This window comes from Fusibacter sp. (genome assembly GCF_057447755.1).
The window spans coordinates 196,950-214,784 of the sequence record NZ_JBVBZF010000001.1; the positions used below are offsets into that span (position 1 = coordinate 196,950).

A 17,835-nucleotide genomic window follows, 5' to 3' on the forward strand; every position below is an offset into this window, starting at 1 on the left:
AACTTATCAATTAGCAACAAAGCTCACACATGTCGTTCTGTGCAAGAAACCATCATGATGGTTTTGCAACAAGAAGAACTTATGTCACTATGTGAACTTGCAAACATTCCTGATATAGTTGATCTAAGTGCTCCCTTGGCAGTACTAGTAACGTATATAGAAGAAGTTCAGAAATGGGTGGAAGAGTTAATTGAAAGGTTTGGCGATTGGTTAATGTGTAAAGTTATTGAAGTACATGAAGGTGCAATTGAAGTTATACGAAATCCCACATCAAAAATGCTTAAACTCCATAAACTTCAATGGGTACTTTAAATGAATGTTGAACTGGCTAAAAAACGAATTGATAGATATTTGACTGAAAACAATTATGGAATGTACGTAAGTAATATCCAACGAGAAAGTATAAATTTCTATTCAGGTACTATGTTTGAGGTTGAGATAAAATATATTCATTTTTGGAAACCATTTAGATGGACTTTCTCCCAAACGGAACTAGAGGTTCAAACAGTCTTAGAAAATGAAATTGATAACTTAGTTGTACTATTTTCAGACAAAATTGGAACAATCGAGTGGATGATGAAAGATGAGGAATATGCTCGTACATGTATTAAAGAGTACGCATGGGTAATTGATTGGATTCAATTTCCAAAGAAAGAATGGATTAGACTGCATAAATTGATTTATAAATTATGAGAACTGATGATCAAATTTTAAAATATATAAACCAATGTCTACCTGACAATATGGAGGCTAAACTTCACGTTACTCCAAAAGCACACCATTCTTGGTTAATTATCAAAGTAGACAACTTTTGGGCACCACTAATATTTGAATTTAAACGTGAAGATTTCATACTTCATCGTAGTGGGGATTTTGAAATGTCTGTTAAGCAGTTGGAACATAAAGTTAATATGAAGAAGAGTTTTATTATAAGAATGAATAAGGACTCTGACTTTGCACAAAAAATGATTATGAAATACAAACACCATTTTAAGTACTTACAAAATCCAACACCTGACCAAGTTCGGTTACAAGCACTAAAGTGGAGCTTGTAATGGACGAAACTGACATAATTTTAAAGCAAATTTCTCGTCGAATTCGTGAAGAAAATAGAAATTTTTCTATTGGAAGATCTGGTGCAAATACTGTATTCATAAAATATAAACCATTCTGGCCAAGGTTGGAGTATTCGTTAGGAGATCTAGATGAATGGGCGCTACATTTTCTATCCAAATATAGTATATTTGCACGAAATGTAGAAAAAGGAATTGAATATATTTTTAATATAAATTCCTCTGAATCGGAATCATTAAAAGCGATACACGAAAGTGAATACGCTATTCAATACATTCGATATCCAACTGAGGAAATGATAAGACTCCATAAGTTAAGATGGAAATTATAGTTGACCCAATTGCAATTATTTGAGATAATAATTGTATGAATGAATTTAGCCACTACAACCTTGTCCCTTTCTATATCTTTGTGATTGGTGTTGGGATTATATTTGTTGTGTTAGGAATACTAACATATCGTACCAATCTAAAAGATACTAATGATCGTGAGAGATTAAAGAATCTAGAAGCAAAGAAACGTCTACAACAAATCAATCAACAAAAACGAAATTGGGACAAGTTAAGAACAATTTTCGAAAAATCATCTTTGGATGTTGTTCTTGAACATAAAAGAAAAATTCGTTCACAACATGCTAGTGATTATTATAACAAACGAGTTAAAGAATGCCATATTGAATTTTTCCAAAAAATTATTTTTAAAATGTCTCAAGATGAAGACTTTACAAAATTAATGGTCAGAGAATCTGAACATGCTTATGGAATAATTTCCTTAATTCATACCGATTATGATAAATCGTCTATCAAAAAAATACACAAATTACGGTGGAAATTATGATTTTATCTGCTGAGTGGTGGGAAAAATTTGATGGTGGACAATATGAATTCGATACAGTGGGGTAACGTTCCAATTTGGGTTTGGATTGTTGTAGGAGTTTGGCTTTCATCTATCATATACCAAATTTTTTCTGAGCAATATAATGAGTACAGCAATAAAATCCATAAGTTAGAGAAACGATTTTGGAAAAAACATCAACTTAAAGTAGATATTACTTTGGCTGGTGAAGTAATAATTGATGATGGTGATATGAAAAAACCTGTTACAGTTATTATCCTTTCACTTCCAGCTGACCAAAATATGAAAATTGCCTACCATAAAATATTAAAGTATTATTTAAGTCAGAAAGAATTAATTGACAAACTAAATTCCGATGATGAAATTGCAATTCAAATGATTAAAAGCAATTCACAGTGGATTAAGTGGTTAAAAGATCCTTCTGAACGAGTACAGCGTTTTATCAAATTAAGGTATGAATTGTAATGTATAAACTTTTTCTTATGAATTTCAATCGAGTATCGTGGATAGAATCTTTTGATGACAAACAAAAATTCTTTGATCGATATTGGGAAGCAATGTCTGATAATCAAATTGCAATGGTGGAAGTTCGATAATGATGGATGTTGGTCAACAATTGCTAATCATTTTTATGGCTAGTGGTGTAGTGTTTGGATTATTTGTTTTGTTTCCTTGGGTTTTAGATACATCCAAAGAAGACTTTGCGAGACAGGTAGGTGAACATCATGCTTCCATACAAGAATTAACAGCCTCATTGGATCTAATTGAAAATTCTAATTTAGATGAATTGCTCCTACTTAAACTTGGTGAGACTAACTTGACACCCGACCGTTTTTGGCGTGCCATTGCTATTCGACAGCAAAAATGTCTTGAGGTACTTGCCGATGATGTTGCTCATAAAATGAAAAATGATAAACAGTTTGCTCAACAAATTGTTAATCTATCTCCACACGCTTTGGGACTAGTGTTACTCAAATGTAAAGAAATTCCAACAGAAATTCAAAAGTTGCATAAGTTGAAATGGACACTATGACATTTGCATTATATATGTGGATCATTGTTGGAGCATTTATTGGTATTGTCATTATCTACAATGCTTGGGATGAACGTACAAGACTGAAATCTACATCAGATCTAGTACAAAGAACAGAAAGATGGAATGAAGCTGTTTATAATCACCAACAAAAACGAAAAATTCAAAAAATGGATCTTAGTGAATTGTACCTTGCAAGGGAAAAATTACTCAACGATTCAGCATCTTACTCTGAAAAAGAATATCAATTTATTCAAGAACAAATACGTCTTCAATTGTGGGAGTGGAGCTTAGAAATATTAACCAAAGGTAATCGAAAGGATTTAATTAAAATATCACCAAATACTTACTCATTGATGCAAGTGCTTGGTAGAAAGGGAAAATTGAAAATCTCAGATGAAGAGGAACGTTTACAAAAGTTAAGGTGGGAGTTATAATTATTTACCACCAACAAGTTTGTCAACTACTTGCCCAATTTGATCAACACCATATTTTGATTTTAGGGCTTTAAGTTTGGAACTTGTAGAACCTTTGACGAACATACGGATTTCGCTTTTACCTGACGATTGTTTGTCGTGGTACTTATCAGTGGCTTTGTCCCACTCTTTGTGCTTTTTGTCATCTTTTTTGCTGTCGTTTTCTTCAGCTTCAAATATTTCAGAAAGTTTCATTAATATAACTCCATAAATGCATTTGTAATATTTATGGTTGAGGAGAGAAAATTGAATAATTATATTGTTGTGTTAGAACAAAAAATACTCGATCACACATCAGATTATGGTCGTCCAAATCGTCAATCTCTGTATTTAAAAGATCTAAATACAGAACTTCCGTCATATTCATCATATACACATACAAAAGATGATGCACATGAATACGTTTCGGCACGAGCCGCACGAGAAGCAGCCCGATCATTAAATAATGATCCTGAAATACGAAGTGCAATGGACAACAATGGCCTTGATGCAGATGAAGGTTTTGAAGTTAAACCTGTGAAACTAAAGATAAAAGTTGGTTCACATATTTTAGTTTAGGAGAAAATTATGAATATTTTTGTAGTATTTGGAATGTTATTGGTTGCTGTAGGTATTGTCTATGGTATTGATCAACTTCGAAAAAAGAATTGTAAGTAATGGAAATTTTAATGGTTATTGGAGGATTCTTCCTCCTTTTCCTCTTTGCTGAATTGTTCTTTACCATTATTGGAGCAATTTTTGAAGGATTCTTTTTCGTTGTAGGTGGGTTATTCGAGTTACTTTTTAGTTTTATCGGTATGATATTTGAAGGAATTTTTATTGGAATATATCACCTTATCCAGTTGACTGTTGGGTCAGATTCGATTATACTTAAAAAGATGGGTAAGATTAAGTTTCCAAAATTTAAACGGAAACAAAAAATTATTATCAAATCATCTAAAGATCTCCATATCAAAATGGAGCAGGATGAAATTACCATCAACGACAAACTTGATAAACTTTTTGATAAAGAGGAAACAAAATGAGTAAACAAGAGAAGTATCTCAAAAGCTTGGAACAACAATTAATTCGTGAAAATGTTTTGAAAGCAAACCAAGAATCAAATGTACGTTATGAACGTGATTTTCATGAAGAAAAAACTTCTCGTTTATCTGCGGTTCTCTACATTGGTTTAGGTGTAGTTGTAGCAACCTTAACGACTTTGTATTATACGGAAATTGTGAATGTATTCAACCAGATAGGAACATTAATCGGGGTCTAAATGCGTTCATCATATAAAACAATTGGGTGTCTTGCAATAATCATTGGAGTATTAATTGGGGTGATTGTTGTTACTCATTACCTTTAAGTAAATACTTCAATGAAGGACAAAATTCTTAATGGATTGACTATTTGTGGACAATTTGCTATATTATGTATTGTAGCTGTAATTTTTGGTTTTATAGTCATTGGACTAGCTGAATTAGCAGAAATAATATTAAAATAATAGGAGCTAATTATGTCAATAAATTTCAATCGCACTGGTTATATTCCACCCAAATTGCTTGGTGATGAAGTAGTAACACTTGCGAAAAAAGTTCGAACTACAATTGAAAAGGTTATCATAATTAACAACGCTGAAATTGTTGAAGACCTAACAGAAACTATTAGTCGATACCTTTTCAAACATCTCTCCAAACGAACTCAATTTGATGACATAGCAATTGCTGGTCATCTATTAGAACACGATTCTAAATCAGCAACATCCAGACACTTTATTTCATTACGAATGAAGGATAAGGTTATTGAAGTTACATATGATGCAGTGTATAAGTGGTAATGAAAATAAAAATAACAGGTAAAAATATAAACAACAAACGTATATTCAATGAGATAGCAAACCATTTGAATAGACTAACGGTTGTGGAAACATTAGGTCGTAGTTTTATTCCAACTTTTCAAGATGTGTTTCAAGGACATTTAGAAGATGTAATGGAACTTTACCTCCAAAATAAAGAGATAGATAATTATCTTGTTAAAGTTATTATTACAGAAGAGAAAGATTCTGTCACAATTGAAAGTAAAATTCGATTTCGACAGTCTCAATGTTTAAATCAAACAGAAATTCGTTGTGTAATGGTTATAAATCAATCTGAGATATCATAATGATCATACTTATAGTAGTACTTGCTATCAGCATCCAATTATTCTCTTGGTGGTGTAGTGGAGTATTCTATGAGAAATCTGTTTATGCAGCCAGCCATCATACAGGTGAAGAAAAGAAATGGACATTTTGGTGGATCATTTCTATTGTATTACGTTCCTTATTCGTCACCGTTGCTCTTCTCGCATTTACTGAGTATGATTTTATTGGTTGGTTATGGATTTCAATTCTAGTAGCCAAATTCGCTTATATTCGCAATCGTTCAGAATTTGAGATAAAGAAATCTCGGTTTGGACAATTGTTTCTTAAAATTCATGGTTTTGATACAAAAAGATTAGGGGAACGTGTAAAATGAAATTTCAAGAAGATGATTGGGTTACTCATGTTACTTGTGGTGGTAAGGGTAAAGTCTTAAGAGCAGATGATACTCATTCTCAAGTACAATGGGAAGTCAATGCACCAAGACATGTTGGTACATACTACAATACTGAACTTCGTTATTGGGAGTCAATTGACTATGCAAATGCAATTGCCGAAGAATTAGGTCAGTTGTTGTCACAAACTAAGGACGTACAATAATGTATGCCATTACAGTTTTATGTGAAGATGAAAGTCCTTATGTATTTGTTGTGACTTCTGTCAATGATGATGGAACTGTTGATCTTGATCAACTTGATTTGAATGATGATGGATCAGTTAAACATGAAGCACTACGAAAATATGCTTATCAAGTTGCATCACCAGCAAAGGCTAACGATGTTCGTGACATTGTTCGTAAAAAATGTGAAGAGTATGGTGCAACCGTCCAATCGATTGATTTAGTCAAAGTCAAACCCAAATACAAGCATAGTCACATACATATATAAATGTATGCAGATACGAATATTGTCGGATATTCACGTTGAAATCAATCCTGATTTTTGGTTTGAACGTTTAGATAGTGACCAAGATACTACTCTTGTTGTTGCTGGTGATTTCTGTCCCATCAAAAAAGAAAATAGTTTAAAACCTTTACTAGAAAAAATTGCCACACAATTTAAACATGCCATTCTTGTGTTAGGTAATCATGAATTCTATAAAGGTTCGATTGTTAATGCTAGAGAACGTTTAGAGGATCATATTCGAGAAGGTGGTTATAACATTACTGTACTCGATAATTCAACGTACATTGAAGATGACATACTGTTTATCGGTTCAACTCTTTGGACAGATTATGATAAAGAAAATCCAACATTAATGCTTCAATCTGAACAATTTATGACTGACTATCGAGTTATTCGAACAGGTTCCAATGGTGCTCCTTATCTTCGCAAACTCAAACCTGTTGAAATTCTTTACTTACACAAACGTGATAAGAAATATATTTTTGACACTATTACTGAAAATAGAGAACAATTTAGACAGATAGTAGTTATTACTCATCATGGTCCTACTTGGCAATCAATTGGACCAAAATATGTGGGTGAGGTTTCTAATGGGTGTTATGTTAGTGATCTTAGCCAAGAAATTCTTGATACAAAACCCAATCTTTGGATTCATGGTCATACACATCACAGTGCTGATTATATGGTAGGAGAAACGAGAGTTATTATTAATCCTCATGGTTATGGTAATGAAAATTATCATGGATTTAATCGTGCACTCACCCTTGATATCTAACAAAAAATAACTGATCATACGAATATGATATACTTATTTTTATTACTTTGGACAATTCTTGGGTTTATCTTATTTGCGAATTTAGTAAATGCTGATGTGGAAAGTGTTCCTACCCCAAAACTAGTTTTCTTAGGGCTTATTTGTGGACCATATACAACACTTGTAACATTACTTACCCTTGCTGATAGGTACAAATAATATGTTTGATGCTACTCGTGACTTACAAGTTGTAATTGGTGTATTCATTGTTATAATGGTTGTAGTAATTGTTGGTGTTATGTGTATTGAGAAAAGTAGTAAAGAATTACAAAAAACACGTGAGGAGAATGACGAATGACATTAGTATTAATCCTTTTTGGTAGCCTGTTTGGATTAGCTTTCTTGGGTATGATCGCTGACAATTATATGGGTAAAAAAGGTTGGGAAGTAAAACAAGTTGACTATACTAGTGAAGTAGATAAGATACTTCAGGACATACCCAATGAAGGTTGTTAATATATTTGGTGGTCCAGGAGCAGGTAAATCTACGGCTGCACCACTATTGTTTGGCTTTTTGAAAATGAAAGGTATTAATGCTGAACTCGTTGGGGAATATGCAAAAGAATTATTATATGATGGTAGACTTGAATCTGTATCAGAACGTCAAGAATACATTTTTGCTAAACAACACCACAAAATTCACAGGTTAAAAGATCAAGTAGACTATGTTGTAGTTGATAGTCCATTATTGTTAGCTGTTGCATATACAGCGGATGGACATCCTGGTGCTGACCATTTTAAGAACTTTGTTAAAGATAATCATGATCAGTATGATAATTACAACATTTTATTGAGACGAAATTTAGACCTACCATTTCAACAAGAAGGTAGAGATAGGGATTTGGAACAATCGATTGAGTTAGATCAAAAGATTGAACAAATGTTAATTGACTGGAATTACCCATACATTACTGTTGAAGTGTATGAAGGTAATCATTATTACATGGCACATAGGTTGCTAAGTGAAACATCTTAAATTACCATTGGAAAAACGCAGATACTTTATCGTTGGTGATATTCACGGACGGTTTGGTTACTTTCATCAACTACTTCGCAAAGTAGGATTTTGTGATGATGATATTGTCATATCTGTTGGAGATATGATTGATCGTGGTGTTGAATCTTATCGAGTAGTTAAATGGTTCCATGATACATCAAATGCTTATGCTGTTCGTGGTAACCATGAATCTATGTTCTTGGACGCTGCTAATTTACCTGATATACCAAGTACTGGCATGTATGCTAGTGGTGGTTTCGATCGTCGTAAGTTTTGGATTCGTAATGGTGGTGAAACTACCATGAACGAAATCGATCAAATTGATGACTACACAGAAGATAAGTTGAAAGATATGTGTGAGGCTCTTCCATATGTTATTACTGTTGGTGAACAAGATGATCCTCTCGCTTTTCGAGTTCTTCATTCGGATCCTCCACTTCAATGGGATGAAGATGATTGGTTAAATATTGATAATCTGCAGTGTGGACAGAAAGAGCTTGAGACTCTTTTGTGGAGTCGTGCTTTAAGAACATTACTTCAACATACAACTGATGAAGAAGGTTTTGCTGAAATGATGACAATGGAGTTACCATTTCGGACATTCGTTGGACATACTCCAACATATGGAAAAGTTGAACGGGTTGGTCCTGTCACATGGTGTGATACTGGTGGTCGCTACTTATCAATGGTTGAGGCTATTTCGGGTAAAGTTCATTTTATTGAAGGGTTGGGGTGTTACCAATAACCCTTGGGAGAAATATTAATGGTTATTCTTTTAGCAGAAACGTCACCAGCAAAACTGGCACAAAAAGTTTCATTTTTGGCTTACGTTCATGTTCTTGAAGAGGAAAAGTCTGGAAAGGTTGTAGATGGTTGGGAACCTGTTGGACATCCATATACAGATGGTCAGCGTCATTTCATGATGATGGGTCGTCATTTAGATGATGGTCAACTTAGTAAGGATATGGTTGAAGATGAACTTGATGAAGTTAAATATGCTAAGAAGTTATTGAAGCAACGTTTTATCTTATGAAACATTTACTAGGAGTCCAATGTGGCGAAGAATTCTATATATACTTTTGTGAGAATATGAGAAGAGAAGATCAAAACGTACCTCATATTCCATACAAACTGATGTATACAGCTGAAGTAATTATTAACTTCACACAGAAAAAAGTATTAAAGTCTTTTCACATTAGCTTTGACGAATCAAACATATATAATGAAATTTATCAACAATTTCACCAGAATGCAAAACTTGTTGATGAAAAATGGTTACATCAACATTTTGGTGTACGAACTATAACTGTAAATACACAAGGCGGAGGCAACTTTGTCTTGAATGCATAAGAATAATAATGATTTATACAGGTATTGGTAGTAGAAATATACCAGATGACATAAAAGAAAAAATAATACATATTGCAACTCACTTAGCCGAATGTGGTTATACATTACGTTCAGGTGGAGCTGACGGTGCAGATACAGCTTTTGAAATTGGGGCTCTTCGAGGTAATGGCAAGAAAGAAATCTTTTTACCTTGGAGAAATTTTAATGACAATCCTTCTGTCTTATATGAACCCCCTCAACTTGCTTTTGAAATAGCAAGAAAGTACCATCCCAATTGGGCAGGTTTAAAACCTTCCGTTAAACGGATCATGGCTCGAAATTCCCAACAAGTTCTCGGTTTCGACTGTAGAACGCCCACCCAGTTTATAGTATGCTATACTGAAAATGGTGAAATGAAAGGTGGAACAAGTCAAGCATTAAGAATTGCGATTGACTTGAATATACCAATCTATAATCTGGGGGATCCAAATGTTAACAGTTACAGTGACTTTCTCAATCTCTGAGGAAGCAATTGGCGAAGATGAAAATCTTGAATTTATAACACAACAAGTTCGGAATGAACTTTCTAGAGTGGAAGAAAATTCTGAGTGTGGTCTAATTTATCATGGTCATCTATTAACTGATCACCGTCCAACCGATGATGAAGTTTGTGGACTTTATGGGGAATGGTGCGAATAGTGAAATCTCTAGATGGATTGGAAAGGTGGATTGTTAATGCATTGAAGATTGAGCGTAAATGGAAATCTCAAATCTTAACAATAACTGATAATTTAGTAGCACCAACAATTATAGATGTGTTGGATGTTATCGAGTTAGCTATGGATGCTGAAGAAGAATTTGGAATAGAGATTGATGATAGCATATGGGAAGATCAAACAACTGTTGAAGGTTTTGCTCAGTTAATTCGTCGTGAAGTTATTACCAATATAGTATCAGCCAACCAACAAAAACACTACTTTGAGATTACTCCAGCAGATTTATTAGAAATATATGAAACTGATCCACAATTTATTCATAAATTAATAAATGAATATGAAATGGTTGGAGCTTTTATAAAAGGACATAATCCTAATATTGACAAACATCACAATTTAAGATGGAAATTGTAGTTGTCTTTTACCCTTATTGATGTATAATAAACTTATGAAAACATTAACTGCAAAACAATTCGCTTGGTGTTACTTGTTCCTATATGGTCATGTTGATGCTGAATGGAGCTTCTATGGTGGCCATTATAATATGGATAGTAAAAAGACCTTTGAAGCATTAAAGGCTATCAAACGAGATGGTATTGATTGGGATAAAACAGAAGAACCACGAAGTACCACTGAATCTACCTTTGAAGGTACATTTGATAATAATTCCTATACAGAAGTAATGGAAGGAACAATTGTTACATTGGAAGGTACTGAAATTGATTTTTCCTGTGAAAGTGATTTGTCGGAAGTTTGGTCATTGATGGCTGATTTACAAGGTAAAACCATCGAATCTATTTTAAATGAACGTTCTAGAAAATTAGGGTTAGAATACTTATGAATGAATATGAAAGTATTACTGTATACTTCCACACCGAACAAGGTGATGGTTCTTTCAACATGATAAAAAAGGAAGGTTTAAATCTCGATGAGATGATCGAAGTTGCACTGGACACAGTTCGAAAAGTTGGCAACTATGAAATTGTTGAGTTGGTTGATTATAAACCTATGACGGTACAATGAAAATTGTTGTAATTGAAAAACTTAATGCAACTGAAGAAGATCAAGCAAAAATCGATTTTATCGTTCGTAAAATCAAACGTGATCTAAACTTAAACGATACACAAGTTATTGTGTATCGTTCTCACCAACACGAGTCCTTATTTCGAGGAGCATTATTTGTATCATTGGGTGGTGATGGAACTGCATTATTTGCAATGAAATTAGCAGCCCAACACGATGGTAGTGTCATTTCAATGAATCTAGGACATCTAGGTTTTCTTGCTGATTTTGAATATATGGTCAACAACGATAGTTTTGTTAGGGCTATCGGTGAAGTCTATTCTGGACTCTGTGGAAATTCATTGGAACACGAACAACGTTCCATTATTGAAACAAAAACAATATATGGTCAACAAGCATTGGCTGTGAACGAATTTCATTTAGCAGCCAGACTATCAGGAATATTATTAAAATTTACCATAAGAGTTAATGGTCAAACTGTTGGAGTACAAAAAGGTGATGGTGTATTAATTTCAACACCAACAGGATCAACAGCTTATAGTTTAAGTGTTGGTGGTTCAATTATGAGCCCAGAAATTGATGCTATTCAAGTTAATGTTATCTCACCTCACACCATGACATCCCGTCCTCTTATTGTTCCTATGACCAGTAAAATTGAAGTTTTAATTGCTCCAATTAATGAACCACTCTTATTAAGAGGTGATGGTCAAATAATTGATCAGATCACTAGAGCAGATAATGAAATTTCATACACATTTCAAAAATATGCAAATAAAATCAACATGTGGCATCGAATTGGTTGGAACTACTATGATGTTTTAGCTCAAAAAATGTTGTGGTGGAAGCAAGGCGCATGATCGGCTTAAGAAAAATTTTATATTTCTGCCTATTATCAATTGTTTATCAAATTTCATCAGCTGATGAAAATCGATGTTATGGTCTTAGCCAAATTGGTAAAGATTCAGTCATAAACCACCATGCAGGAACTCCTCCCGAACATGCTGAACGTATTGCTCGTAATGAAGATGGCACTTATAACCTTGAACTTTACAACATAATTGTGAGAGCATATCTTTGGGAAGGTACAGCTGAAGAGTACCAATTGAAAATAATGTTTGATTGTTTAGGAAAAGAGAAATGAAAGAAGTATTTGAAGTAACCGAGAACCATATTAAGCTATTACAGAGAATGTACTTTCGATATGATGATTATTGCGAATTTGGTGCACCTGCAGTAGACTGCAAACGTCCATATGGTAATAGTTATGTCTATGGTGACATTGCAGAAATTTTAGGTATTGAGCCTGAAATTATTGATGAAGATTATGATGAAGCAGATTTTTCAGAAGAACAACTGAGATACATGGATCAAATTCATCAAGAGATGACAGATGTTCTTCAAATTTTTACACGTCTATTATCAATTAGTCCAGGCAAGTATGTACAAACTAATTATTATGAATGGGAGAGATTTGAATGAGTTATAAAGCTACTTTTGAATTAACTGTAATGGTTGACATAGACGATCTAAAGGGAGATAATATACTCGATGCTGCACAAACTGCAAGCATGATAACTCAAGATCAGTTAGCTCAACTAATTAGTTCTGGAGATGTTGAAATTTTTGATTCGAAAAATTTTCGAATGACAGGTATAATGGAAACTTAAAGTGTATATCACTGTAAAAAATAAGATGATTATAGCCACCCTTGTAGCAATTGCTTGGGTGGCTTTTTGTGTTTGGTTTGATTCACCTTGGTTTGACCAATTACAAGACATATATGGAAGAGTAGGTGGATTTTTAATTGTTTCATTAATTGCTTTCCTTCCAGGATTTATGAGTTTATTTCTTATTACTGGTTTGTTAAGCGACAAACGACCCATTCCAAAAGGTAAATGGCCCTTACCACCAATTACTGTCCTTGTAGCAGCCTACAATGAAGAAAATCATATTAATGAAACAATAGATTCAATCTTAGCACAAGATTATCCAAATGAGATAGAACTTCTTGTTATATCTGATGGATCTACAGATAAGACTGGTGATGAAGTTGTAACTAGAATAGCCAAATCAATCAATGATCCTGATTTGAAATTTCGTCTCATTGAGTTAACGAAAAATTTTGGTAAAACAATGGCCTTAAATGTAGGACTTAAAGAGGCTTCGCATGAAGTTATTGTAACTCTTGATGCTGATTCTACCTTATACAAAGATGCGTTGGTGAATATTGTTAATAATTTAGTTAATGGACCAACAGGAACTGCAGCAGTTGCAGGAACTGTACTTGTTCGGAACTCTCGTACAAACTGGTTAACTAAAATGCAAGAGTTTGACTATTTTTCAGGTATTGCTGTAATGAAAAGAGTTCAATCTCTTTTGCAAGGTACTATGGTGGCACCTGGAGCATTCTCATGCTATTGGAAACAAGCTCTCCTTAATGTTGGTGGATGGCCTAAAATGTTAGGTGAAGATATTGTTTTAACTTGGGGATTTCTAACAAAAGAATATAGAGTTGGTTATGCCGAAAATGCATTTATGTTCACCAGAGTTCCTGAAAAGTATTCTCAATTCTTTAACCAAAGAGTGAGATGGGCTCGTGGATTAATTGAAGCATATAAGGAACATCCAAAAATCTTAACCACCAAACGTCTCAACTTACCTTTTGTTTGGTATAATTTTATTTCACCCATTTTAGATTTTGCTTTCTTAACAATTTTTGTACCTGGAATTATTCTTGCTTTGGCTTTTCAGTTCTATGCAATTGCTGGTTTAATGACGTTATATTTGCTTCCACTAACACTATTATTAGCCACCATTCAATTCTATAAACAACGAAAAATCTTTCATGATTATGGTTTGAAGATTAGACAAAATTGGGGTGGATTTTTCCTACATGTTTTCTTTTACCAATTAATTGTAAGTCCTGCTTGTTTTGTCGGTTATATTAAAGAGTTAGGAAACGATAGTAAATCTTGGGGAACTAAGTAATAGTTGACTTTCACCCAATTATATCTGATAATGTATTATTAGTTAAGAAAAGAGGTTATTATGAAAGTAAAAGATTTTATTGAACAACTTCAAGCATTAGTTGAAAATGATCCTGAAGTTGGAGAACTTGAAGTATTTCAACAATCTTGCTTTGATGATCCTTATGCTTTTGAAACTACATATATGTATGCATCAGAAGTGTACGAAACAGATGGTGGTCAAACTTACACTGACCTTGCAGAAGTAGGTGATGAAGAGGTCACTGATACCATTCCTGCACTTATTATTGATGCACATTGAGGACTAATTATGTACCCAAGTGAAGAATATTTAAACAAACTGAGAGATGCATTGGAAATCTTTTATCCACATCTCATGCCTGATCATGTTAAAAAGAAACAAAGGGACTTTACAGAACGTGAATATACAAAGGATATTCCACGTCTTGGAAAGAGTTACTTCAAACTTCAATATGAAGTAAGAGCAATGATCAATCCAATTCTTGAATCTCATTTACTTGGTGGTAATGAGATTGTTGTTCCACATTTGGAACAAGAATATGAAAATTTGAAGAAAGGAATTAAAGAACTAAAAAATTCCTTACATAAGTTTAAAGGTCATGTTCCTTTAAAAGCAGTTATGACTGAATACGAAGAACTTCTTAATGAAGATATTCATGAACTTATGATTGCTGATCTTAAACATCTGTGTGAAAAGACTGGAATCAAGTTGAAACGTTTTGCTCGTTTCAGAATTGGTGATACTGTTGAAGTGAAACATGATAAAGCACTTGGACATTGTAAAGTTGTTAATAACTTTGACCCAACTGACATAAAACGTGTTGGTGGTGAACCAGTTAGTTTTTATGTTCGAATTGAAACTAAAGATGGAGAAGTTCTTGGTTATCATGAAGAAAATTTGGAACTAATCGAACCATCTATGATTGTTGATTTGGTTCGGAATGGTAAAGTTGTTGGTCAAGTTGATCTTAGCAAATAACCATAGTATAAATAGAGTTGACAAGATAGACTTGTCAACTCAACTTTTTCCATAGGAGGAACTCTTATGAAGTACGATTATATTATTTTAATTGGCAGATTCATGCCATTCCACAATGCTCACAAACATTTAGTTGAACTTGCTTTGCCTTGGACAGATAAAGTTATTATTCTGTTGGGTAGTGCAAATCAAGCACGAACTGTCAAAAATCCTTGGACGTGGGAAGAACGTAAACAAATGATTCTTGCTAGTTTTCCAAACGATGCTGATAGATTAATTTTTGCACCCATTGAAGATACAATGTACAATGATCAACAGTGGGTAACTGAAGTACAAGAAACAATTTACAATATCATTACTTCCAATTACAAAGATGGTGAAGACCTAACAACAAAGAAAGAAATTGGTCTAATTGGTTGTGAAAAAGATGATTCTTCTTACTATCTCAAAATGTTTCCTCAATGGAAATTTCATGGTCAAACACCAGTTAAAGGCCAAGTTGCACTAAATGCAACTGATGTACGTGCTGGTTATTTTGATTTGGGAATTATTCCTGACTCAAATTATGCACCTGAAGGTACCAGAAGTTTTCTGTATGAATTCATGAAAACTGATGAATACGATCGGTTGGTTCGTGAATATAAACACTTACAAAAGTACAAACAGGCATGGAGTGTCGCTCCTTATCCTCCCACATTTGTAACTGTAGATTCAGTTGTAATTACGTCAGGACATGTACTAGCAGTTCGTCGTAAAGCCGCACCAGGAGAGGGATTATTAGCATTACCAGGAGGTTTCTTAGACCACAACGAACAAATTGTGGATTCAATGATTCGTGAATTGAGAGAAGAAACCAAACTGAAAGTTCCTGATCCTGTACTTCGTGGTTCAATTAAGACAAGTGGTGTATTTGACCATCCAAATCGTTCATTACGTGGACGTACAATCACACATGCTTTTCTAATCGAATTAGAACCAACAACTCACGGATTACCAAAGGTTAAAGGTGGAAGTGATGCTCAAAAAGCAGAATGGATACCACTTAGTCAAGCATTAAAAATGGGTGATCAATGGTTTGAGGATCATTTAATGATTTTGAAGCACTTTGTTGGAGAGATCTAGTATAAATACTCTGAATTGAGGAGATTTTTAATGAAACTTGCTGACATTTTAGTAGAAGCATCAGCCAAAATGGGTCTGATATTTTCATATGTTGATGGACAATTTGAAGATATTGAACTTGTTGATTGGAATACACAGATGGTTGTTCGTGGAAACCATTCAGCTAATCTGTTTAAAAGTTTGATTCGTGTAATTCGCGAACATGGTGATTTTAGTGAATTTGCAAAGTTTGCTCGACAACACTTACAGGGTGGTAAAAAACTAGGTCCTGATTATGCAGACCAAGGTGAAAATGACTTATACGTCATGTATCCTGTAGATGATCAAGTTATTGGTGACTTGATTGACATGTACGAAGATGAAACTGGAGCAAATGATCGTGACGAAGATGAATATCCACATGAGGATGAGTATAGTCGTCGTGGTCTAAGACGTTCAGACTTTTATTAATCTAGGACCGTTTGCTGTTATGCAGTAGGCGTCTGTTAAGGGCAAGGATTCGCTACCTTTGCCCTTAACCTTTTTTACATAGGATAATATAATGCGATTAGAAGAGATTAAACCAATCAAGGAAGCTAAGAAACCTAGTGAAGATTCAACTAAGGGCTTAGAAAAATATGTTGATGCCAAGAATTGGCCTAGTGATCTAGAACAGGCAAAAGCGTTTGGGAAACAAGCGGTTAGTCATTTCAAGTTCAAAGATAAGATCCCTAAGTTCAAAATGGCGATTAACAAAGCAAACTCTGTTGCAAAAGTACAATTTATTGTAATCAATGCAATCATGAGTGGTGAAGGTAAAGCTGTCATCAAATGAAGTTGGTTGAATTGCATCAAGCTAATTGTACGTTTTGTAATCAAGATGCAACAAAAGCTGTTGTATGGGCGGATGGACGAGCACAAATACCTGTTTGTGATGCTCATTTAAACAAAGCAAAACAAAAAGTTAAAAGCAATGGTGACAAGGTTGTAGAAATTAAAGCATTATGAAACTTCGGGATCTATTTGAAGAAATGCCACTACAACAAAGTCCCACTTATACCAGTGATTGGGATTCATCTGGACGAACAGATGTGGAATCATTGGTGAATAAAATCCATCAACGTGGAATACGACCTTCACTTGAAATGGTACGAGTAAATGATCTCTTAGCCACACAAGATTGGTTAAGTGATGAAGGTGGTGGGGGTGATCCTGTATTTGATGAATATGAAGATTATCCTGTTGCTTTGAAAGATAATGAAGGTTATCACTTATTAGATGGGCATCATCGTGTAAGTGATGCATACGATCAAGGTCGTAAAGTAATTAAAGTCTACGTTTTTCGATTATAACCGTTGACTACTCTTATGTCGAAGAGTATAAATAAAGACAGAACAGATCGG

The 17,835-nt window shown here is 34.0% G+C and carries 40 protein-coding genes; 39 read left to right on the plus strand and 1 reads right to left on the minus strand.

Features of this window, described 5'->3' with window-relative positions:
* Positions 1-54 precede the first annotated feature (54 nt).
* From AC220I_RS01465 to AC220I_RS01500, 8 genes are all read left to right on the plus strand, one after another.
* Entirely contained in the window at positions 55-312 is a 258-nt protein-coding gene (locus tag AC220I_RS01465; RefSeq protein WP_486722059.1) for a hypothetical protein, read from the plus strand.
* The gene (locus AC220I_RS01470; RefSeq protein ID WP_486722060.1) at positions 313-693 is read left to right on the plus strand and encodes a hypothetical protein; all 381 of its coding nucleotides are present in this window, start codon (positions 313-315) and stop codon (positions 691-693) included. It begins immediately after the preceding gene.
* A complete protein-coding gene (locus tag AC220I_RS01475; RefSeq protein WP_486722061.1) occupies positions 690-1,055 on the plus strand; it encodes a hypothetical protein in 366 nt (121 codons plus the stop codon). The genes AC220I_RS01470 and AC220I_RS01475 overlap by 4 nt, the downstream gene beginning before the upstream one ends.
* Positions 1,055-1,405 (plus strand): hypothetical protein, encoded by a 351-nt coding sequence (locus AC220I_RS01480; RefSeq protein ID WP_486722062.1) that lies wholly within the window; start codon positions 1,055-1,057, stop codon positions 1,403-1,405. The genes AC220I_RS01475 and AC220I_RS01480 overlap by 1 nt, the downstream gene beginning before the upstream one ends.
* A 35-nt stretch (positions 1,406-1,440) precedes the next feature.
* Positions 1,441-1,911, plus strand: a complete 471-nt coding sequence (locus AC220I_RS01485; protein WP_486722063.1) for a hypothetical protein — start codon at positions 1,441-1,443, stop codon at positions 1,909-1,911.
* A gap of 42 nt (positions 1,912-1,953) precedes the next feature.
* Complete coding sequence (locus AC220I_RS01490; protein WP_486722064.1) at positions 1,954-2,394, plus strand: hypothetical protein; 441 nt, start codon at positions 1,954-1,956, stop codon at positions 2,392-2,394.
* A 130-nt stretch (positions 2,395-2,524) separates the two neighbouring features.
* Positions 2,525-2,962 carry a hypothetical protein gene (locus tag AC220I_RS01495; protein WP_486722065.1) on the plus strand — a complete coding sequence of 146 codons (438 nt, stop codon included), beginning with the start codon at positions 2,525-2,527 and terminating at the stop codon, positions 2,960-2,962.
* Positions 2,959-3,399 (plus strand): hypothetical protein, encoded by a 441-nt coding sequence (locus AC220I_RS01500; protein ID WP_486722066.1) that lies wholly within the window; start codon positions 2,959-2,961, stop codon positions 3,397-3,399. Before AC220I_RS01495 ends, AC220I_RS01500 begins: the two co-directional genes overlap by 4 nt.
* Here the strand turns inward: AC220I_RS01500 and AC220I_RS01505 are convergent, their stop codons facing one another.
* Entirely contained in the window at positions 3,400-3,633 is a 234-nt protein-coding gene (locus AC220I_RS01505) for a hypothetical protein (protein WP_486722067.1), read from the minus strand.
* A gap of 51 nt (positions 3,634-3,684) precedes the next feature.
* On the opposite strand from AC220I_RS01505, the gene AC220I_RS01510 reads away from it, so the two are divergent.
* The 31 genes from AC220I_RS01510 (at position 3,685) to AC220I_RS01660 (ending at position 17,784) form a co-directional block, all read left to right on the plus strand.
* Positions 3,685-3,996, plus strand: a complete 312-nt coding sequence (locus tag AC220I_RS01510) for a hypothetical protein (RefSeq protein ID WP_486722068.1) — start codon at positions 3,685-3,687, stop codon at positions 3,994-3,996.
* A gap of 98 nt (positions 3,997-4,094) precedes the next feature.
* On the plus strand, positions 4,095-4,463 hold the full coding sequence (locus AC220I_RS01515) for a hypothetical protein (RefSeq protein WP_486722069.1): 369 nt from the start codon (positions 4,095-4,097) through the stop codon (positions 4,461-4,463).
* Complete coding sequence (locus AC220I_RS01520; RefSeq protein WP_486722070.1) at positions 4,460-4,699, plus strand: hypothetical protein; 240 nt, start codon at positions 4,460-4,462, stop codon at positions 4,697-4,699. Before AC220I_RS01515 ends, AC220I_RS01520 begins: the two co-directional genes overlap by 4 nt.
* Before the next feature lie 237 nt (positions 4,700-4,936).
* A complete protein-coding gene (locus AC220I_RS01525; RefSeq protein ID WP_486722071.1) occupies positions 4,937-5,257 on the plus strand; it encodes a hypothetical protein in 321 nt (106 codons plus the stop codon).
* Positions 5,257-5,583, plus strand: coding sequence for a hypothetical protein (locus tag AC220I_RS01530; RefSeq protein WP_486722072.1), 327 nt, complete (start codon positions 5,257-5,259; stop codon positions 5,581-5,583). Before AC220I_RS01525 ends, AC220I_RS01530 begins: the two co-directional genes overlap by 1 nt.
* Positions 5,583-5,936, plus strand: coding sequence for a hypothetical protein (locus tag AC220I_RS01535; RefSeq protein WP_486722073.1), 354 nt, complete (start codon positions 5,583-5,585; stop codon positions 5,934-5,936). Before AC220I_RS01530 ends, AC220I_RS01535 begins: the two co-directional genes overlap by 1 nt.
* Positions 5,933-6,160 carry a hypothetical protein gene (locus AC220I_RS01540; protein ID WP_486722074.1) on the plus strand — a complete coding sequence of 76 codons (228 nt, stop codon included), beginning with the start codon at positions 5,933-5,935 and terminating at the stop codon, positions 6,158-6,160. The genes AC220I_RS01535 and AC220I_RS01540 overlap by 4 nt, the downstream gene beginning before the upstream one ends.
* Positions 6,160-6,447, plus strand: a complete 288-nt coding sequence (locus AC220I_RS01545; RefSeq protein WP_486722075.1) for a hypothetical protein — start codon at positions 6,160-6,162, stop codon at positions 6,445-6,447. The genes AC220I_RS01540 and AC220I_RS01545 overlap by 1 nt, the downstream gene beginning before the upstream one ends.
* A 4-nt stretch (positions 6,448-6,451) precedes the next feature.
* Entirely contained in the window at positions 6,452-7,240 is a 789-nt protein-coding gene (locus tag AC220I_RS01550) for a metallophosphoesterase (RefSeq protein WP_486722076.1), read from the plus strand.
* 333 nt (positions 7,241-7,573) lie between these two features.
* Positions 7,574-7,735: a hypothetical protein gene (locus tag AC220I_RS01555; protein ID WP_486722077.1), complete on the plus strand. Its 162-nt coding sequence runs from the start codon at positions 7,574-7,576 to the stop codon at positions 7,733-7,735.
* Complete coding sequence (locus tag AC220I_RS01560) at positions 7,722-8,255, plus strand: AAA family ATPase (protein ID WP_486722078.1); 534 nt, start codon at positions 7,722-7,724, stop codon at positions 8,253-8,255. The genes AC220I_RS01555 and AC220I_RS01560 overlap by 14 nt, the downstream gene beginning before the upstream one ends.
* A complete protein-coding gene (locus tag AC220I_RS01565) occupies positions 8,242-9,021 on the plus strand; it encodes a metallophosphoesterase (protein WP_486722079.1) in 780 nt (259 codons plus the stop codon). The genes AC220I_RS01560 and AC220I_RS01565 overlap by 14 nt, the downstream gene beginning before the upstream one ends.
* Before the next feature lie 18 nt (positions 9,022-9,039).
* A complete protein-coding gene (locus AC220I_RS01570) occupies positions 9,040-9,309 on the plus strand; it encodes a hypothetical protein (protein WP_486722080.1) in 270 nt (89 codons plus the stop codon).
* Positions 9,310-9,365: 56 nt separating this feature from the next.
* Complete coding sequence (locus AC220I_RS01575; RefSeq protein ID WP_486722081.1) at positions 9,366-9,626, plus strand: hypothetical protein; 261 nt, start codon at positions 9,366-9,368, stop codon at positions 9,624-9,626.
* Positions 9,627-9,634: 8 nt separating this feature from the next.
* Positions 9,635-10,129 (plus strand): hypothetical protein, encoded by a 495-nt coding sequence (locus AC220I_RS01580; protein WP_486722082.1) that lies wholly within the window; start codon positions 9,635-9,637, stop codon positions 10,127-10,129.
* Positions 10,095-10,304, plus strand: coding sequence for a hypothetical protein (locus AC220I_RS01585; protein ID WP_486722083.1), 210 nt, complete (start codon positions 10,095-10,097; stop codon positions 10,302-10,304). The genes AC220I_RS01580 and AC220I_RS01585 overlap by 35 nt, the downstream gene beginning before the upstream one ends.
* A complete protein-coding gene (locus AC220I_RS01590; RefSeq protein WP_486722084.1) occupies positions 10,304-10,735 on the plus strand; it encodes an acyl carrier protein in 432 nt (143 codons plus the stop codon). Before AC220I_RS01585 ends, AC220I_RS01590 begins: the two co-directional genes overlap by 1 nt.
* Positions 10,736-10,769: 34 nt before the next feature.
* Complete coding sequence (locus AC220I_RS01595) at positions 10,770-11,162, plus strand: hypothetical protein (protein ID WP_486722085.1); 393 nt, start codon at positions 10,770-10,772, stop codon at positions 11,160-11,162.
* Positions 11,159-11,344, plus strand: coding sequence for a hypothetical protein (locus AC220I_RS01600; RefSeq protein WP_486722086.1), 186 nt, complete (start codon positions 11,159-11,161; stop codon positions 11,342-11,344). Before AC220I_RS01595 ends, AC220I_RS01600 begins: the two co-directional genes overlap by 4 nt.
* Positions 11,341-12,201: an NAD(+)/NADH kinase gene (locus AC220I_RS01605; RefSeq protein WP_486722087.1), complete on the plus strand. Its 861-nt coding sequence runs from the start codon at positions 11,341-11,343 to the stop codon at positions 12,199-12,201. The genes AC220I_RS01600 and AC220I_RS01605 overlap by 4 nt, the downstream gene beginning before the upstream one ends.
* Entirely contained in the window at positions 12,198-12,485 is a 288-nt protein-coding gene (locus AC220I_RS01610; protein WP_486722088.1) for a hypothetical protein, read from the plus strand. The genes AC220I_RS01605 and AC220I_RS01610 overlap by 4 nt, the downstream gene beginning before the upstream one ends.
* The gene (locus tag AC220I_RS01615; protein WP_486722089.1) at positions 12,482-12,823 is read left to right on the plus strand and encodes a hypothetical protein; all 342 of its coding nucleotides are present in this window, start codon (positions 12,482-12,484) and stop codon (positions 12,821-12,823) included. Before AC220I_RS01610 ends, AC220I_RS01615 begins: the two co-directional genes overlap by 4 nt.
* Positions 12,820-13,011, plus strand: a complete 192-nt coding sequence (locus AC220I_RS01620) for a hypothetical protein (RefSeq protein WP_486722090.1) — start codon at positions 12,820-12,822, stop codon at positions 13,009-13,011. The genes AC220I_RS01615 and AC220I_RS01620 overlap by 4 nt, the downstream gene beginning before the upstream one ends.
* 25 nt (positions 13,012-13,036) lie before the next feature.
* Positions 13,037-14,332: a glycosyltransferase family 2 protein gene (locus AC220I_RS01625; RefSeq protein ID WP_486722091.1), complete on the plus strand. Its 1,296-nt coding sequence runs from the start codon at positions 13,037-13,039 to the stop codon at positions 14,330-14,332.
* Between the two features lie 60 nt (positions 14,333-14,392).
* Positions 14,393-14,632, plus strand: coding sequence for a hypothetical protein (locus tag AC220I_RS01630; RefSeq protein WP_486722092.1), 240 nt, complete (start codon positions 14,393-14,395; stop codon positions 14,630-14,632).
* Positions 14,633-14,641: 9 nt separating this feature from the next.
* Positions 14,642-15,331, plus strand: a complete 690-nt coding sequence (locus AC220I_RS01635) for a hypothetical protein (RefSeq protein ID WP_486722093.1) — start codon at positions 14,642-14,644, stop codon at positions 15,329-15,331.
* Positions 15,332-15,397: 66 nt separating this feature from the next.
* A complete protein-coding gene (locus tag AC220I_RS01640) occupies positions 15,398-16,453 on the plus strand; it encodes a bifunctional nicotinamide-nucleotide adenylyltransferase/Nudix hydroxylase (RefSeq protein WP_486722094.1) in 1,056 nt (351 codons plus the stop codon).
* A gap of 30 nt (positions 16,454-16,483) precedes the next feature.
* The gene (locus tag AC220I_RS01645; RefSeq protein WP_486722095.1) at positions 16,484-16,903 is read left to right on the plus strand and encodes a hypothetical protein; all 420 of its coding nucleotides are present in this window, start codon (positions 16,484-16,486) and stop codon (positions 16,901-16,903) included.
* 91 nt (positions 16,904-16,994) lie between these two features.
* Positions 16,995-17,267, plus strand: a complete 273-nt coding sequence (locus AC220I_RS01650; protein ID WP_486722096.1) for a hypothetical protein — start codon at positions 16,995-16,997, stop codon at positions 17,265-17,267.
* The gene (locus AC220I_RS01655; RefSeq protein ID WP_486722097.1) at positions 17,264-17,440 is read left to right on the plus strand and encodes a hypothetical protein; all 177 of its coding nucleotides are present in this window, start codon (positions 17,264-17,266) and stop codon (positions 17,438-17,440) included. The genes AC220I_RS01650 and AC220I_RS01655 overlap by 4 nt, the downstream gene beginning before the upstream one ends.
* A complete protein-coding gene (locus AC220I_RS01660) occupies positions 17,437-17,784 on the plus strand; it encodes a hypothetical protein (RefSeq protein ID WP_486722098.1) in 348 nt (115 codons plus the stop codon). The genes AC220I_RS01655 and AC220I_RS01660 overlap by 4 nt, the downstream gene beginning before the upstream one ends.
* The last annotated feature ends 51 nt before the right edge of the window (positions 17,785-17,835 follow it).